We start from the raw sequence: 15661 nt of genomic DNA on the forward strand, positions 1-15661 counted from the left end.
TCCTCACTTGGCTTTCCATACTGGCTCGCGCTTCTGCGCGAAGGCCAGCGGTCCTTCTTTGGCGTCCTCGGAGCTGAAGACGACGGCGACTTCGCGCCTCGTGCGTGTCCAGCCGGGCTCGTCGTCTGCCACGACGCGGTCGTCGGCGCCGATGGCGACCCTCTTGCTGGCCTGCACGGCCAGCGGAGCGTTGACGGTGATCCGTTCGGCCAGCGCCAGCGCGGCGTCGAGTACTGCGCCTTCCTCGCCGTCGGGCACCACCTCGTTGATCAGGCCCCACTTCAGCGCCTCGTCCGAGGTGATCGGTTCTCCGGTGAACATCATCTGCAGCGCGACCTTGCGCGGGATCTGCTCGACGAGACGGAACACCCCGCCCGCGGCCGCTATCAGTCCCCGCTTGACCTCCGGCAGACCGAATTTGGCACTCTCACCGGCGACGACGAGGTCGCTCGCGAGTGCGAGTTCGGTGCCACCGCCGAGCGCCGTGCCGTTGACCGCCGCGATCGTCGGCTTGTCGATGAAGTGGCGGACGTATCCGGCGAAGCCCCACGCGGGCCGGTCGGGGTGACCGATGTTCTCGCCCCGCGACAGCGCCTTGAGATCGGCTCCCGCACAGAAGGATTTGTCACCCGCCCCCGTGACCACGACCACCCGGACATCCGGATCCTGCTGAGCCTGCTCGAGGGCGTCGCCCAGGGCGATCGACACGGCGGAGTTGATGGCGTTGCGCGCCTCCGGCCGGTTGATCGTGATGACCATGACGTTGCCCCGGCGCTCGACGAGGGCGCCGGGGGCCGTCGTGGTGTCGGCTCCTGTCACAGCAGCTCGAGGATGGTGGCGTTGGCCTGGCCGCCGCCCTCGCACATGGTCTGCAGGCCGTACTGAATTCCCTTGTCCCGCATGTGGTAGAGCAGCGTGGTCATGATGCGCGCACCCGAGCCGCCGAGCGGGTGACCCAGCGCGATCGCGCCGCCGTTGGGGTTGAGGTTCTTCTCGTCGGCGCCGATGTCCTTGAGCCAGGCCAGCGGCACGGGAGCGAAGGCCTCGTTGACCTCGAACGCGCCGATCTGGTCGATGGTCAGGCCCGATCGCTTGAGCGCCTTCTGGGTGGCCGGGATCGGGGCGGTCAGCATGATCACCGGGTCGGCGCCCGCCAGCACCGCGGTGTGCACCCTGGCCAGCGGCTTGAGGCCGAGCTCCTTGGCCTTCTCGGCGGACATGAACAGCAGCGCCGCCGATCCGTCGGAGATCTGCGAGGAGTTGCCGGCGTGGATCACGCCGTCCTCCTTGAACGCCGGCTTGAGCTGACCCATCTTCTCCAGGGTGGTGCCGCGACGGATGCCTTCGTCCTTGAGCACCGGGTTGCCGTCCTGGTCCTTGATCGCCACGATCTGGTCGTCGAACGCGCCGGCATCCTGGGCAGCGGCGGCCTTCTCGTGCGAGTCGAGGGAGAACTGGTCGAGCGTCGCGCGGTCGAGGCCCCACTGCTCGGCGATCATCTCGGCGCCGATCCCCTGGTTCGGGGTCTGCTGGTAGCGGTCCTTGAAGCCCTGCGGGTACGGGTTGCCACCACTGGCCAGCGACGCGCCCATCGGTGTGCGCGACATGGCCTCGACACCGCCGGCGACGACGACGTCGTAGTGGCCTGCGACCACGCCTGCGGCGGCGAAGTGCACCGACTGCTGGCTCGACCCGCACTGGCGGTCCACGGTCACCCCGGGCACCGACTCCGGCCAGCCGGCCGTCAGCAGGGCGGTGCGGGCGATGTCGAGCGCCTGCTCGCCGGCCTGCATGACGCAGCCCCAGATGACGTCGTCGACCAGTGCCGGGTCCACGCCGGCGCGCTCGACGAGGCCGTTGAGCACCTGCGCGGAGAGTTCGGCGGGGTGCACGCCCGACAGACCGCCGTTGCGCTTGCCGACAGGCGACCGCACGGCCTCGACGATGACGGCTTCAGCCATGGAAGTTCTCCTTTGAACGCGACCTTGGAGCCCGGGCAGGGCCCTGATGAGCATTGCCACCGAAGGTAGACGAGTAGGTTTACTAGGTCAACCTACTGGTTGGTAGAGTCGGACTCGCGCCCGTCGCCCGGGCCGCACATGGTTTACTGAGTTGTACAGCTGGCCTGGATGCCAGGTCAAACACCGAACCGGAAGAGAACGCGTGCCTCGAACCACACCACTGGCTCCGATGATGGGGGCGAGTGCCGTGATGTCGGGGAACACCGTGCGCTCCCCCAAGACTGCCGAACTGGTGGCGGGCACGCTGCGCCGGATGGTGGTCGACGGTCAGCTCAAGGACGGCGACTTCCTGCCGAACGAGGCCGAGCTGATGAGTCACTTCGGCGTCAGCCGCCCGACGCTGCGCGAGGCCGTCCGCGTGCTCGAGTCCGAGCGCCTGGTCGAGGTGCGCCGCGGTTCGCGCACCGGAGCCAGGGTGCGCGTCCCCGGGGCGGAGATCGTCGCCCGGCCCGCGGGGCTGCTGCTCGAACTGAGCGGCGCGACGATCGCCGACGTGATGACGGCCCGGTCGGGCATCGAGCCGATGGCCGTGCGGCTGCTCACCGAGGCCGGTGACACCGCCGCCTACGACGAGCTGGAGCGGACGCTGGCCGAGGACGTGCCGATCGGCTGGGACACCGGCCGGCTGGCCGAGACCACCGGCGAGTTCCACCGCCGGATGGTCGAGCTGTCGGGCAACGCGACGCTGAACATCATGGCGGGCATGCTGCACGAGATCACGGTGCGCCACACCGCCTTCGCGATGAGCGAGAGCAATCCGCCGTCGAAGGCCGACTACGAGAAGCTGATGCGGTCCTACCGCCGACTGTTGCAGTTGATGCGCTCGGGTGACGGCGCGGCCGCGGAGGCCCACTGGCGCAAGCACCTCGACACGGCCCGGGGCCTGCTGCTGCAGGGACTGGAGACGGTCAAGGTCCGCGACGTGATGGGGTGAGGAGCTTGCGGATCACCCCCGAAGTGCTGGGCTGAGGCTCACGTAGCGTCGGCGCCGTCCTTCTGCCACGTGACGTGCACCGGCGCGGTGTCGTCCCACGGTTGCCGCGTCACCAGGTCGGCCACCTCGACGTAGCCGCGTTCGAACTCGCCGGTGGCCGCGTCGACCAGTCGGTACTCCTGGCGCTGCCGGTGGATGGGCTGACCGTCGATGAGAACGACCCTGACCTCGCCGGGTTCGAAATGGCACCGCTTCTGCATGGCGGCGATCAGCTGCTCGTTGTGCATGTGGCCGTCGCCGAAGTTCCACCCGATCGCGGTGCTGCAGATGCGCTCGCCGTCGGTCAGCACGTAGTCGTCCTCGTTGTGCCCGGCCATGGCGCGGTGCGCCAGGGCGAACATGGCCCGGCCGTGGCTGTTGAACGACCGGAACGCGTACCCCATGTAGAGGTACATCTCCGCGGTCTCCTTGCTGCCGTAGTACTTCTCCATCTGCGCGGCGGGCATGGCGGCGATCGCGACGAGGCCCGCGGTGATCTTCTCGGCCGCCGACGGCTTCACGCACCACAGCGTGGTGTCCCAGTTGCCGGCGTAGTACCGCATGCCGGGCAGGAAGGACACCTTGCGCGGGAACAGGTTCCCCAGCACCACGGTGCCGGCGACGACGGCGAAGAGCACGATCGGCCACGGACTCTGCAGGTCGCTCAGGCCGATGCCGGCATGGCCGACGAACAACGCCAGCACGCTGAACATCATGAAGACGTTCCACTCCAGCGGCACCCCCATCGGGATCGACGACAGGATGCCGAAGTGGAACACCAGCATGATGAAGGCCGCGATCGCACCGGCCCAGCCGCCGTGGCTGAAGAACAGCACCAGCGGCACGAGTCCCTCGACGGCGGTGCTGAAGTGGGCGAGCCAGCGCGAGGCCCGGCCCGGCCGCAGGTCGTCGGGGAAGTGCTCGAAGAACCTGCGCTTGATCCAGCGCGGGCGGAACACCGGGTTGTTGCTCATCATCGTCGAGATGACGAACGGGAAGTGCTTGTTGAGTTTCGACGTCGCCGCCCCCAGCCAGATGACCAGGCACACCAGCTTGGCGGCGATGATGATGTCGGCGCCGCTGAACAGGAAGCACACCGCGAGGGAGGCGTACACCTCGCCGCGGGCGGCCAGGAAGATCACCTTGTCGCGCAGGCCGATGACGGCGAGCAGGCCCAGCACGGCCGCGGTCTGCCAGATCGGCAGCACGCCGACCTCGGTGCCGAGTGCCGGGATGGGACCGGTGCCGTCGGAGAACAGCGCGACCACCAGCATCACCAGCAGCGCGCCGTAGACCGCGACGTCGAACGGGGTGCGGCTGTCGCCCTTGGTCAGCGGGATGCGATCGGGCCACGGTGGCAGACGAATGGTCTTCGGCCGCAGCCAGTACAGGATGGAGCCCATCGGCGGGAAGAACCGGTTGTTGAGCGGTCCGAAGCCGCAGCCGAGGCCGACCACCTCGAATAGCATCGTGTACAGCACGACCTTCTGGAAGACGATCGGCTCGGCGTACCACGTGGCCACGGCGGTGAACCCGTCGATGCCGTCGGTGCTGAGCACGATCAGCCAGGCGACCAGCACATACAGCAGGATCTTGACGACGTAGAACAGGTGCAGCACGCCCGGCGTGCCGAAGCCGACCTCGGCCCAGTGCCGGGCCATCGGCACGATCCTCTCGGCGCGGGTGCCCTTGCTCCATTCGGCATAGTCGACGACGGGCGCGTCCTGTTTGAGAAAACCCATGCCGGACAGATTAGAACGTGTTCTAGTCCCGCGGTCCCACTTGGTCCGATGACCGTTGCATCGCCGGCTCGCGCCGGGCCGGGATCAGCCCGCGGTCTTGGCGGGCGGCCGGAAGAAGATCGCCAGCTGCCCGATGCCGCCGGCCAGGCCGAGGACCACCGCGACGGCCAGGCCACCCCAGCCCTGCACGTAATCCCAGACGGCGGTGCCGTGGAACAGCGCGTAATCCAGGCTCAGCTTGCCCGCGCCGATTCCGGCGATCGCGACGGCCGTCACGGCCAGGATCAGGTTGTACTCCCAGCCCTCCTTGACGATGAAGAAGCCGTTGTGGCGGTGCACCGTCCATGCGGCCACCAGCATCAGCGCCACGAAGCCTGCGGCAGGCACCGGGGTGAGCAGCCCGACGGCAAGGCCGATGCCCGCGGCCATCTCCGTGCTGGCGGCCACCCGGGCGTGGAACGTGCCCGGCTTCATGCCGATGCTCTCGAACCAGCCCGCGGTGCCGGGGATGCGCCCGCCGCCGAAGAACTTGTTGTAGCCGTGCGCGGCCATGGTCAGGCCGAGCACGACGCGCAGCACCAGAAGGACGAAATCGTAGGCATCCACGTAACAGAATCTAGGGCATCTGTCACACGGCTGCCCACCCCCCGTCGATGGACAGCACAGCGCCGTGGATGTTCGACGCGTCGTCGGCGGCGAGGAACACCACCGCGGCGGCGACCTCCTCGGGGGTACTCATCCGCCGCGACGGGATGCGCGCCAGCATCGGCCCGACGTGCTCGGCGAACTCCACCGCGCGTTCGGTGGCGATCGGTCCGGGCGCCACGGCGTTGACCCGAACCCCCGACGGCCCGTACTCGTCGGCCCACGACTTGGTGAAGGAGTGGGCGATCGCCTTGCTGCCGGAGTACACGGCCGAACCGGCGCTGCCGCGCAGGCCCGTGTTGGATCCGATGTTGACGACCGCGCCCTCACCGCGCTCGGCCATCGCGGGCGCGAGCAACCCGGTCAGCAGAAGCGGTGCGAACACGTTGACGCCGAACACGTCCCGCAGTTCCTGCTCGGTGATGTCGGACGTCGGCTTCGGCATCAACAGGGTCGCGGCGTTGTTGACGAGGATGTCGAGCCGGCCGCCCGCGGCAGCGACGGCGTGCTCGGCCAGCGCTTGGACGGACTCCGCTCCCCCGCCCAGATCGGCCGTGACGAAGGCCGCTTCGCCTCCTGCGGTGCGGATTTCGGCGACGACCGCGTCACCGCGTTGCTTGTTGCGGCCGGACACGACGACGAAGGCTCCGGCGTCGGCGAGCGCCCGGGCGATGGCTGTTCCGAGGCCTCCGGTGGAGCCGGTGACCAGCGCGGTGCGGCCCGCAGGCCGCGTATCGTTTGTGCTCATGAGTCCGACAGTGCTCCGATGAAAATGGACCCGCAAGTCCAGAAATTCACCGCGAAGGGACGCGCCACCCGGCAGCGGATCATCGATGGCGCCGCAGCCGAGATCCGCGTCAGCGGTGCGGTCGCCACCACGCTCGACGACGTGCTGGCTCGCACCGCGACCTCGAAGAGTCAGCTGTTCCACTATTTCCCGGGCGGCAAGGAAGAACTGCTGCTCGCCGTCGCCGCGCAGGAGGCCGACCGGGTGCTGTCCGACCAGCAGCCGCATCTGAGCAGGCTGACGTCGTGGGCGGCCTGGCAGCGTTGGCGCGACGTGGTGGTCGAGCGGTACCGCAGGCAGGGCCGGATGTGTCCGCTGTCCACGGTGATGTCCGAAATCGGCCGCACGCCCGGCGCGCACGCGGTGACGACGACACTGGTCGACCGCTGGCGGATGGAGATCGAGGCCGGCGTACGGGCGATGCAGGCGCAGAACAAGATCGCCGCGTCGGTGGATCCGCAGCGTGCCGCTGCGGCCCTGCTGGCCGGCATCCAGGGCGGGGTGTCGGTGCTGCTCAGCACCGGCGACCTGAGCTACCTGGAGGCCGCGCTCGACGTGGGGATCGCCTCGTTGCGCGCCTCTCAGCCCAGCGCCGCGGCCAGCCGCGCCGTGTAGGCGTCGACGTCCCCGATCGCCGACTCGGCCGCATGCACGCTGACCGCGATGGTGTCGCCGATGCCGTGCACACCGTGGGCCAGTCCCACCATCGGCGAGAGTTCGGGGAATCCGGTGGTGACCACCACCGGCGCGCCCCCGAAGCTCAGGTCGGCGGCCCCCCTGTCGACGCTCGAGACGACGGTGTTGCCGATGACGAGCGGCGCCCGCACGTCGGGGTCGAACTGAGCGACGCCCCAGCGCAGCAGCGGGGCCGGCGTGGCGGCGAATGCCAGGCCGGCTGCCCGCATGCCCGGATGCGCGGCACGGCGTCTGCGGTCGGCGAGGTCCTGCGCGATCCGGTGGGCCCGGCCGACGAAGTCGAGCTCAGGGTGCAGATCGACGCCGACGTTCCCGAAATGATTGTGCGCCAGCCTTTTCCCGGCCGTGGCCATCGGCACCTCGGCGCCGAGGGTGGCGGGGTCGTCGCCGAGTTCGCGCAGCTGCGCGGCCAGCGCACCCGACACGGCCGCCAGCACACCCGTCGTCACCGTGGGCCCGGGCAGCGCCTGTCGGCGCCGGACGATCGTCCGGACGTGCCGCTCACCGGACGGCCTGGCGTTGGTGCGCAGCGGTGGACGGGTATCCGCCTGCGGCGGTGTGTGTCCGGCGGCGACATCGCGCAGCAGTCGGCGATGGGTCCGTGCGGCTTTGATTGCCCGGCCGGGCAGTCGGGACGCGGGCCAGCATGCCGTCGGCACCGGCTCGACGCCACCGGGCCTGCCGAACAACAGGGCGGCCAGCGCCGAGCTGCGCACCCCGTCGGCGAGAGCGTGGGTGGTCTGCAGCACCGCGACGGTGCCCGGGCGGTCGGCGCCGGGGATGGCCTCGACAGCGCCGAAAAGGTGCAGCCGCCAGGTCATCTCGCGGGCGTCGAGCTGGCCGTCGGCGAGCCGGCGGATCGCGGCCAGACAGTTGGGCCAGCTGCGGTGGTCGAGTTCGTGCACGCAGAATTGGCGGTCGTCGATGTCGGCGCGCGCCCACTCGGGGTAGGTCAGCGGCCCGTGTTCGCGCACCCGCAGCCGCAACTCGCCGCAGCCGCGGGCACGTTGACGCACCGGCTCGAGCGCCTCCCGCGGGTCGTCGGGGCCGCCCGCGAAGCCGTACACCAGGAATTGGTCGCTGGGCATCTTGGCGGACAGCCAGTGGGTCTGGGCGTCGGCCGCGGCGAGCCGGCGCATCGCTATCGCGCGGCGCCGACGAACCCGACGATGTGGCGGCCCACCTCGTCGGGCTGCTCGAGCTGCAGGAAGTGGCCGGCCCGCGCCACGATCGCCATGTCGCTGCCCGCGGGCAGGACCGGCTGCACCCATTGGGCGTAATCCGGTGCGGCGCAGCCGTCGTCGGCGCCGTGCAGGTACAGCGTCGGCAGCTTGGGCGCGGACAGCCAGTGCCGGTGCAGTTCGGCGTACTGCTCCGGTGGCTTGGTGTTGCGCACTGTCGCGCGGTAGTAGCCGAGCGCGGCCCGCCAGCGCTCGGGCGCGCCGATCGCCGCGTCGACGTGGCGGATGTCCTCACCGGCGGAGTAGCCCGGAGACCACTGCCGCCACAGGCGGGGCACCACCCAGGAGGCGGACCGGTCGGGCAGGAACGGCAGCTGGAAGTAGGTGATGTACCAGCTGCGCATCAGCTGGCGGGGCAGCTGGGCGGCCAGCCTGCCGCGGTCCGGCAGCCGGCCGATCGGCTGGAAGCTGGCCGGCGGGGGCACCGACATGATGACGGTCTTCGCGAACGGACTGTCGGGCATCGCCGCCAGCCCCGCGGTCGCGATCGCGCCCCAGTCGTGGCCGATGACGACGTCGCGCCCCGTCGGGCCTGCGGCCTGCAGCACCCGGAGGGCATCGTCCATCAGGGCTCCGACGTGGTAGCTCCCGTCGGACGGCAGGGACGACGGCACGTAGCCGCGCATGAACGGCGCCACCACCCGCCATCCGGCGGCGACGAGCGCGGGCGCCAGTTTCCGCCAGCCGTACGCGGTGTCCGGGAAACCGTGCAGGCACAGGGCGACCGGGCCGTCCTCGGGACCCCATGTCAGCGCCCGCAGCCGTCCCGCGGGGACGCTCACGTCGAGCCAGCCGGGTTCACTCATGCGCTCACACCGGCTCGAACTGCGAGACGAGCCACCGATCGCCGACCTTGTCGAGGGTCACCCGCACCGTCGACAGGTTGTCGGTGGGCATCTGCCCGCCGACGCTGACCTTCTGATTGACGTAGAGCATCGTGACCGCACGGTTCTTGTCGACCGATTCGATCGCGGCGCCGGGAACGGAGGCGACGGCCGTGATGCCTTGCTGCTTGGCGCCGGGGATCACGATGTCGTTGGTCATGGTGATGTAGGTGTCGCGGAAGGGGCCGGTGAGCAGATCGCGGGCTTCGGCGAGTTGCTGGTCGATCTCCGCGGGGTCGTAGGTCAGCATGAGCGCCACGGTGTTGCGCGCGGCCTGCAGGCTCTCGGCGCGGGCCGCATCGGCCTCACGCGCCTCGTTGACCTGCCACTTGAGCAGGCCCGCGGAGATCGCGAGGATCAGCGCGAGCGCGGGCAGCACACCGAAGGCCAGCACCCTGGCCCACGGGATGCCGGCCCGGGGCTCGGGCTCCGCAACCTCCGCGGTGTCCTCGGGCTCGGACGGCTCCGCGGTGGCCTCGGGCTCCGCGACGTCCGGGGTGTCGTCGGGCTCAGTGACCTCGGGGGTGTCGTCGGGCTCGGTGACCGCGGGAGTGTCGTCGGGCTCGGTGACCGCGGGAGTGTCGGACTCGGTGACCTCGCCGGCTTCGATGACCTCGGGGGCGTCGGGCTCGATGGGATCCTTCTCGGTGCTCACTGCACGAACTCCACGTCCGACACCTTCATCTGGCCGTCGACCTCGTCCACGGTCACCCGCATCCGCCAGAACCGCAGCGGTTGGTCAGGCGCGCCGGCGTTCGACGCCGCGATCGACACCGCCACGAGCACCTTCGCCGAGTCACCGGTGTCGGACACCGACTCCAGGGCGGCCTGCTGGATGGTGCCGACGGACTTCGACTGCGCCTGCTTGACCACCTCGGTGTAGGGCGCGGCCCGCCGCTGGAACTGGTCGTAGAACCCGCCGGTCGACGAGTCGAGGATGCGCTGCACGTCGCCCTCGGCCTGCTGCCAGTCCACCGAGGTCAGGTTGAGCACACCCTGGCGGCCGGTTTCGAGGAAGCGTTCGCGCTGCTGCTCGGCTTGGTGTGCCTGCCAGGCCTGGTAGCCGAGCCAGCCGGTCAACCCGGCGAGCGCAAGCACCACGACGAGGCCGGCCACGGTGGCCAGCCGGATCAGTGACCAGGGCGCTCCGCGTCGCTTCTTCCGGGCGTCCGCCGTGTCGCCGCTGTCTGCATCCTCGGATACGGACTCGACGTCGGCATCCGGCTCGCCGACGTCACCGTCGACGCCCCAGTCCGCCGGGGCGGCGTGCTTTGCCATTGGTCGCTCCTTCGCGGCACTCCGCCTTCAAAGTACGGGACGGCGATCCGCGACCTGGGCGACTCCCCGGAGGATGGGCGGCTCAGACTGCGGCGACGGCGTCCTCCAGTTCGGCGACGAGGATCTTCTGCATGCCCAGCATCGCCTTCGTCGCGGCCGCCGCGCGGGCCGGGTCGGGATCGTTCAGCAACTCGTAGAGCCGCTTCGGCACGATCTGCCAGCTCAGCCCGAAGCGGTCCTTGAGCCAGCCGCACTGCGACTCCTCGCCGCCGTCGACCAGGCTGTTCCAGTAGTGGTCGACCTCGTCCTGGTCGGCGCAGAGCACCTCGAAGGACACCGCTTCGGAGAACTGGAAGGCGGGGCCGCCGTTGATGCCGAGGAAGCGGGTGCCGTCCAGGACGAACGTGCCGTATGCCACCTCCCCGGGCGTGCCGGGCCCGGCTTCGGTGTAGCGGTACATCTGCTCGATGTGGGAGTTGGGGAACACCGATGTGTAGAACGCGGCGGCTTCCTCCACGTTGTCGTCGAACCACAGCGACGGCGTGATGGCGGGCATGGCGAATCCTTTCTGCTGGAGACCTCGTATGAAGGGAGACTCGACCCAGCCGAGAACCTCATCGCCGCCGCGATAGCGTGAGGCTGTGAGCACCGCGAAGTCCGATCAGATCCAGCCGCAGACCGTCACCTTCCGCGGCGCGGAGGGGCTGTCACTGGTCGCCGACGAGTGGAATCGCGGTGCGGAGTCCGCGGCCGGCAGACCGACTGTGTTGATGCTGCACGGCGGGGGTCAGAACCGCTTCTCGTGGAAGAAGACCGGCCAGATCCTGGCCGATCAGGGGCTGCATGTGGTCGCGCTGGACAGCCGGGGCCACGGCGACAGCGACCGCTCCCCCGAGGCCAACTACACGGTCGAGGCGCTGTGCACCGACACGCTCGCCGTGATCGATCAGATCGGCAGGCCGGTCGCGTTGATCGGGGCCAGCATGGGCGGGTTGACCGGCATCACGGTCGCGCACCGGGCGGGGCCGGAGAAGGTCACCCAACTGGTGCTCGTCGACGTGGTGCCGCGCTATGAGAAGGACGGCAGCGCGCGCATCCGCGACTTCATGTTCAGCCACGTGCACGGCTTCGACTCGCTCGAGGAGGCCGCCGACGCCGTCGCCGAGTATCTGCCGCACCGCGCCAAGCCCCGAAGTCCCGAGGGCCTGAAGAAGAACCTCCGGCAGCGCGACGGCCGCTGGTACTGGCACTGGGATCCGGCGTTCCTCACCGCCCCGAACGACGACCCGTTCGTCCGGGAGGATCAGCTCGAACAATCGGCCATCGAGTTGACCATCCCGATACTCCTCATCCGTGGCAAGCTCTCCGACGTGGTGAGCGCCGAAGGGGTCAGAGACTTCCTCGCCAAGGTGCCTGCGGCGGAGTTCGTCGAACTGGCCGACGCGGGCCACACGGCGGCGGGCGACGACAACGACGCCTTCACCGAAGTCGTGGTGTCCTTCGTCAGCCGGTGAGCAACGACCGCCGCACCGTCGGCTTCAACTTCCTCGCCGAGCCGGAACTGCCTGCGCCGCAGGTGACCGAGGCGCAGGCCGAAGAGCTGCTGAGCACGCACTACGGCGTGACCGGGCGCGCCGAGTCGCTGGGCAGCCAGCAGGACAGGAACTTCATCGTCCGCGCTGACGACGGTGACGTGCTCGGAGTGTTGAAGATCGCCAACCCGGCGTTCACCGGAACCGAACTGGCGGCACAGGACGAGGCGACCGCGCTCATCGAAGCAGCCGAACCGGGGTTGCGAATCGCGGTTCCCTTGGCGAACCGGACCGGTGCCACGTGCACGGCGGTGGACGGACTGCTGGACCGGACCGCGTACGTGCGGTGGCTGCGCTTCCTGCCCGGCGGGACGCTGTTGGACGCCGGCTATCTGTCGCCGGCCGCGGTCGGCGCGCTGGGTGACATCGCCGGGCGAGTGAGCCGCGCGCTGGCCGGGTTCGAGCACCCGGGCCTGGACCGGATCCTGCAATGGGATCTGCGCTACGGCGCGGATGTGGTGGCGGCGCTCGGCCACCACGTCGATGACCCGTCCCGTCGTGCGCTCGTCGAGCAGGCCGCGCGGGACGCCTGGACGCGGATCGAACAGCTGGCCGACGAGTTGCCCTGCCAGCCGGTGCATCTGGATCTCACCGATGCCAACGTGGTGGTGTCGCGCGCGGCCGACGGATCGGTGCGGCCGGACGGGGTGATCGACTTCGGCGACCTCACCACGAGTTGGGCGGTCTCGGAGTTGGCGATCACGGCGTCCTCGGTGCTCGGGCATCCCGGCGCCGATCCGACGTCGATCCTGCCTGCGGTGCGCGCGTTCCACGAGGTGCGACCGCTGAGTCCGTCGGAGGTCGACGCGCTGTGGCCGATGCTGGTGTTGCGGACCGCGGTGCTGATCGTCAGCGGCGCGCAGCAGGCGGCGATCGACCCGGAAAACGACTACGTCACCGAGCACGCCGACGGTGAATGGCGGATGTTCGAACAGGCGGTGTCGGTGCCGCAGGACGTGATGACGGCACTGCTGCGGGCGGAACTCGGGATGGCGGCGCCGGCCGCGCTGCCGGCCGGCACGCTGGTCGCGGGAATCTATCCGAACGAAATTGTCACGCTTGATCTTTCGGTGACATCTGATGCGTACGACGATGCCTTCGTCCCGGGCGGGTGGCTGCGCGATGACGTCGAGGACGCGGCCGCGCGCGCCGCTGTGGGCATCGGGGCTGCGTTGGCGGTCACCCGGTTCGGTGAGCCGCGCCTGAGCCGCGCGCAGAGGTTGAGCCACCGCAGCGCCGACGTCGTCCCCACGGGGATCGGGGTGTGGCCGGCGGAGGACGTCGGCCTGGTGGCGCCGTGGGACGGCGAGGTCGAGCACGTCGACGGTGCCGCGGTGCTTCGCGGTGCGGAGTTCGAGCTGAGGCTGACCGGGGTCGCCGGTGCGCCGACCGGACGCGTCGCCGCGGGTGCGTCGCTCGGCGAGGCGGTCGCGGGCCGCTGGTGTGAGGTGACGGTGCAGCCGGTCGGGGCGCCGCGAGCGCCCGCGCTGGTGCGGCCAGAGTTTTCCCGGGGGTGGCTGGCGTTGGCGCGGGATCCGTCGCCACTGCTCGGACTCGCCGCAGTCGAGTCGGACGCGGTCGACGGTGATCTGATGGCGCGGCGCGACAGGAGTTTCGCGCCCGTCCAGGAGCACTACTACCGCCGGCCGCCGCGGATCGAGCGGGGCTGGCGGCACTTCCTGATGTCGACGTCGGGGCGCTGCTACCTGGACATGGTCAACAACGTGACGGTGCTGGGGCATGCGCACCCGCGGGTGGCCGATGCCGCGGCGCGGCAGTTGCGCAAGCTGAACACCAACTCGCGGTTCAACTATGAGGCGGTGGTCGAGTTCAGCGAGCGGCTCGCGGCGACGCTGCCGGAGCCGCTGGACACCGTGTTCCTGGTGAACTCGGGGTCGGAGGCCAGTGATCTGGCGATGCGGCTGGCACTGGCGGCGACGGGTAGGCGCGACGTGGTGGCGGTGCGGGAGGCCTATCACGGGTGGACGTATGCGACGGACGCGGTGTCGACGTCGACGGCGGACAATCCCAATGCCGTTGCCACGCGGCCGGACTGGGTGCACACCGTCGACTCGCCGAACAGCTTCCGCGGGACGTACCGCGGCGAAGACGTGAACCGTTACGCGGCCGACGCCGTGGCCCGGATCGAACAGTTCGTCGCCGAGGGTAGGCCACCCGCGGCGTTCATCTGTGAGGCGGTCTACGGGAACGCCGGAGGGATGGCGCTGCCGGACGGGTACCTCGAGCAGGTGTACGCGGCTCTGCGCGGGGCGGGCGGCTTGGCGATCGCCGACGAGGTGCAGGTCGGCTACGGCCGACTCGGCCACTGGTTCTGGGGTTTTCAGCAGCAGGGCGTGGTGCCGGACATCGTGTCGATGGCGAAGTCGACCGGCAACGGATCACCGCTCGGGGCGGTGGTGACCAGCAGAGCTGTTGCCGAAGCCTTCAGGTCGCAGGGCTACTTCTTCTCCTCGACCGGCGGCAGTCCGGTGTCGTGCGCGATCGGTATCGCCGTGCTGGATGTGCTGCGCGACGAGGCCCTGCAGCAGAATGCGGCGGATGTCGGCGCGCACCTCAAGGCACGGTTGCAGGAACTGCAGACCCGGCACCCGATCATCGGTACGGTGCACGGGATCGGGTTGTACCTCGGCGTCGAGATGATCCGCGATCCGGAATCGTTGGCGCCAGCCAAGGAGGAGACGGCCGCGATCTGCGAGCGCATGCTCGAGCTCGGGGTGATCATCCAGCCGACCGGCGACCATTCGAACATTTTGAAGACGAAGCCGCCGTTGTGCATCGACGTCGAATCCGCCGACTTCTACGTGGACACGCTTGATCGCGTGCTCACCGAGGGGTGGTAACCGCTCCCGCTAGAAGGGTGGTGGTTCGTCGCCGGGTTGCGGTGGTGGCTTGGGGGCGAACAGTGCGTCGAGTGCTTGTCGGCGGGCGCGGCGGCGGGCTTCGCGGTGTTCGCGGTTCTGTTGGCGTTCGGCGGCAATGCGGGCGGCTTTGTTCTGGGCTCGGGTGCGTTGCCGTTGTGCGCTCACCGGATGGGTCGTCGTGGGTGTCGCGTCGGATGACGGCGGCTGCCGGTGCGCAGAGGCTGGGGAACAGCACGGCGCTGCCCGGCCTGGTGGTGTAGGTCTGGCCCGCCGGGCTGGTCCAGATGACGGTGCCGTCGCGGTGTTGTTGGTCTCGCCAGCCCCAGAAGGTCTTGATCAAATGGTGCAGGCGGCACAGGCATTTCAGGTTCGACGCCTGGGTCGGTCCGCCCTGGCTGTAGGGGATGGTGTGGTCGATGTCGGCCTTCCAGGCCGCCACGTCGCAGCCCGGGAATCGGCAGCCCATGTCGCGGCACCGCACGAACTCTGCCAGCTTGCGCGAGGGGGTGTAGCGCGGTTCGGGGCCGGCGTCGCCGGGATGGATCAGTGGGCGGATGGTGGCGTGCTCGGCCAGGTTGGCGATCTGTTCGGGCGGCAGGATGCCGTCGTTGTGCACGAGCGTGGCCACCGAGTCGGCGTCGGCAGGGTCGTCCGCCGGCTCTGGCTCGTCGGTGGATTCGTTGTCGGCCTCGGCCTCAGCCGACTCGGCGGCGGTCTCGGCGGACTCGGCGGGCTCGCCCGGTTGGGCTTCGGTGTCCGGGTGCTCGGCGGGTCCGTTCACGACATGGATGACGAAGGGTGCGGCGACGGCGTCCTTGTTCGGGCAGTCGGGATTGCCGCATTGGCACTGCAGGTGGTCGGCGCCGCTGGAGATGGCTTCGATGGCATCGACGCGGCGCTGCTTCTTGGTGCGGGGATCG

The 15661-nt window shown here is 69.8% G+C and carries 15 protein-coding genes; 4 read left to right on the top strand and 11 right to left on the bottom strand.

Translation table 11 applies throughout. The features are described 5' to 3' along the window. Positions 1–3: 3 nt before the first annotated feature. Positions 4–819 (bottom strand): crotonase/enoyl-CoA hydratase family protein, encoded by an 816-nt coding sequence (locus tag H7I41_RS04225; RefSeq protein WP_264011312.1) that lies wholly within the window; start codon positions 817–819, stop codon positions 4–6. Further along, positions 816–1961, bottom strand: coding sequence for a thiolase family protein (locus H7I41_RS04230; protein ID WP_264011313.1), 1146 nt, complete (start codon positions 1959–1961; stop codon positions 816–818). The genes H7I41_RS04225 and H7I41_RS04230 overlap by 4 nt, the downstream gene beginning before the upstream one ends. A 202-nt stretch (positions 1962–2163) precedes the next feature. Here H7I41_RS04230 and H7I41_RS04235 point away from each other — a divergent pair, with 202 nt between their 5' ends. Further along, complete coding sequence (locus H7I41_RS04235) at positions 2164–2955, top strand: FadR/GntR family transcriptional regulator (RefSeq protein WP_264011314.1); 792 nt, start codon at positions 2164–2166, stop codon at positions 2953–2955. A gap of 38 nt (positions 2956–2993) precedes the next feature. On the opposite strand, the gene H7I41_RS04240 is transcribed toward H7I41_RS04235, so the two are convergent. The 3 genes from H7I41_RS04240 to H7I41_RS04250 form a co-directional block, all read right to left on the bottom strand. After that, entirely contained in the window at positions 2994–4736 is a 1743-nt protein-coding gene (locus tag H7I41_RS04240; protein ID WP_264011315.1) for a DUF3556 domain-containing protein, read from the bottom strand. 84 nt (positions 4737–4820) lie between these two features. Continuing rightward, positions 4821–5342: a DoxX family protein gene (locus H7I41_RS04245; protein ID WP_264011316.1), complete on the bottom strand. Its 522-nt coding sequence runs from the start codon at positions 5340–5342 to the stop codon at positions 4821–4823. A gap of 22 nt (positions 5343–5364) precedes the next feature. Then, entirely contained in the window at positions 5365–6129 is a 765-nt protein-coding gene (locus tag H7I41_RS04250) for an SDR family NAD(P)-dependent oxidoreductase (protein ID WP_264011317.1), read from the bottom strand. Between the two features lie 24 nt (positions 6130–6153). Between H7I41_RS04250 and H7I41_RS04255 the strand changes: the two genes are divergently transcribed. Next, a complete protein-coding gene (locus tag H7I41_RS04255; RefSeq protein ID WP_264011336.1) occupies positions 6154–6783 on the top strand; it encodes a TetR/AcrR family transcriptional regulator in 630 nt (209 codons plus the stop codon). Here H7I41_RS04255 and H7I41_RS04260 read toward each other — a convergent pair. From H7I41_RS04260 to H7I41_RS04280, 5 genes are all read right to left on the bottom strand, one after another. Further along, positions 6750–8003 carry a WS/DGAT/MGAT family O-acyltransferase gene (locus H7I41_RS04260; protein ID WP_264011318.1) on the bottom strand — a complete coding sequence of 418 codons (1254 nt, stop codon included), beginning with the start codon at positions 8001–8003 and terminating at the stop codon, positions 6750–6752. The genes H7I41_RS04255 and H7I41_RS04260 overlap by 34 nt on opposite strands. 2 nt (positions 8004–8005) lie before the next feature. Then, on the bottom strand, positions 8006–8911 hold the full coding sequence (locus H7I41_RS04265; RefSeq protein WP_264011319.1) for an alpha/beta fold hydrolase: 906 nt from the start codon (positions 8909–8911) through the stop codon (positions 8006–8008). 4 nt (positions 8912–8915) lie between these two features. Further along, positions 8916–9644, bottom strand: coding sequence for an Rv1363c family protein (locus tag H7I41_RS04270; protein ID WP_264011320.1), 729 nt, complete (start codon positions 9642–9644; stop codon positions 8916–8918). Further along, entirely contained in the window at positions 9641–10267 is a 627-nt protein-coding gene (locus H7I41_RS04275) for an Rv1363c family protein (RefSeq protein ID WP_264011321.1), read from the bottom strand. The genes H7I41_RS04270 and H7I41_RS04275 overlap by 4 nt, the downstream gene beginning before the upstream one ends. A gap of 82 nt (positions 10268–10349) precedes the next feature. Next, on the bottom strand, positions 10350–10823 hold the full coding sequence (locus H7I41_RS04280; RefSeq protein WP_264011322.1) for a VOC family protein: 474 nt from the start codon (positions 10821–10823) through the stop codon (positions 10350–10352). 85 nt (positions 10824–10908) lie between these two features. On the opposite strand from H7I41_RS04280, the gene H7I41_RS04285 reads away from it, so the two are divergent. Further along, complete coding sequence (locus H7I41_RS04285) at positions 10909–11781, top strand: alpha/beta fold hydrolase (RefSeq protein WP_264011323.1); 873 nt, start codon at positions 10909–10911, stop codon at positions 11779–11781. Beyond that, the gene (locus H7I41_RS04290; RefSeq protein WP_264011324.1) at positions 11778–14720 is read left to right on the top strand and encodes an aminotransferase; all 2943 of its coding nucleotides are present in this window, start codon (positions 11778–11780) and stop codon (positions 14718–14720) included. Before H7I41_RS04285 ends, H7I41_RS04290 begins: the two co-directional genes overlap by 4 nt. Here H7I41_RS04290 and H7I41_RS04295 read toward each other — a convergent pair. Continuing rightward, positions 14704–15661: HNH endonuclease signature motif containing protein (locus tag H7I41_RS04295; protein WP_264011325.1), on the bottom strand; the 958-nt coding region annotated here is incomplete at its 5' end. The genes H7I41_RS04290 and H7I41_RS04295 overlap by 17 nt on opposite strands.

The sequence above is a fragment of the [Mycobacterium] manitobense genome, assembly GCF_025821665.1.
Classification (GTDB): Bacteria; Actinomycetota; Actinomycetes; order Mycobacteriales; family Mycobacteriaceae; genus Mycobacterium; species Mycobacterium arseniciresistens.

Excerpts from the sequence above, each read along its gene's own strand:
- H7I41_RS04265 (WP_264011319.1), bottom strand. The coding sequence starts at position 8,911 with ATGAGTGAACCCGGCTGGCTCGACGTGAGCGTCCCCGCGGGACGGCTG.
- H7I41_RS04230 (WP_264011313.1), bottom strand. The coding sequence starts at position 1,961 with ATGGCTGAAGCCGTCATCGTCGAGGCCGTGCGGTCGCCTGTCGGCAAG.
- H7I41_RS04250 (WP_264011317.1), bottom strand. The coding sequence starts at position 6,129 with ATGAGCACAAACGATACGCGGCCTGCGGGCCGCACCGCGCTGGTCACC.
- H7I41_RS04280 (WP_264011322.1), bottom strand. The coding sequence starts at position 10,823 with ATGCCCGCCATCACGCCGTCGCTGTGGTTCGACGACAACGTGGAGGAA.
- H7I41_RS04255 (WP_264011336.1), top strand. The coding sequence starts at position 6,154 with ATGGACCCGCAAGTCCAGAAATTCACCGCGAAGGGACGCGCCACCCGG.
- H7I41_RS04260 (WP_264011318.1), bottom strand. The coding sequence starts at position 8,003 with ATGCGCCGGCTCGCCGCGGCCGACGCCCAGACCCACTGGCTGTCCGCC.
- H7I41_RS04240 (WP_264011315.1), bottom strand. The coding sequence starts at position 4,736 with ATGGGTTTTCTCAAACAGGACGCGCCCGTCGTCGACTATGCCGAATGG.
- H7I41_RS04275 (WP_264011321.1), bottom strand. The coding sequence starts at position 10,267 with ATGGCAAAGCACGCCGCCCCGGCGGACTGGGGCGTCGACGGTGACGTC.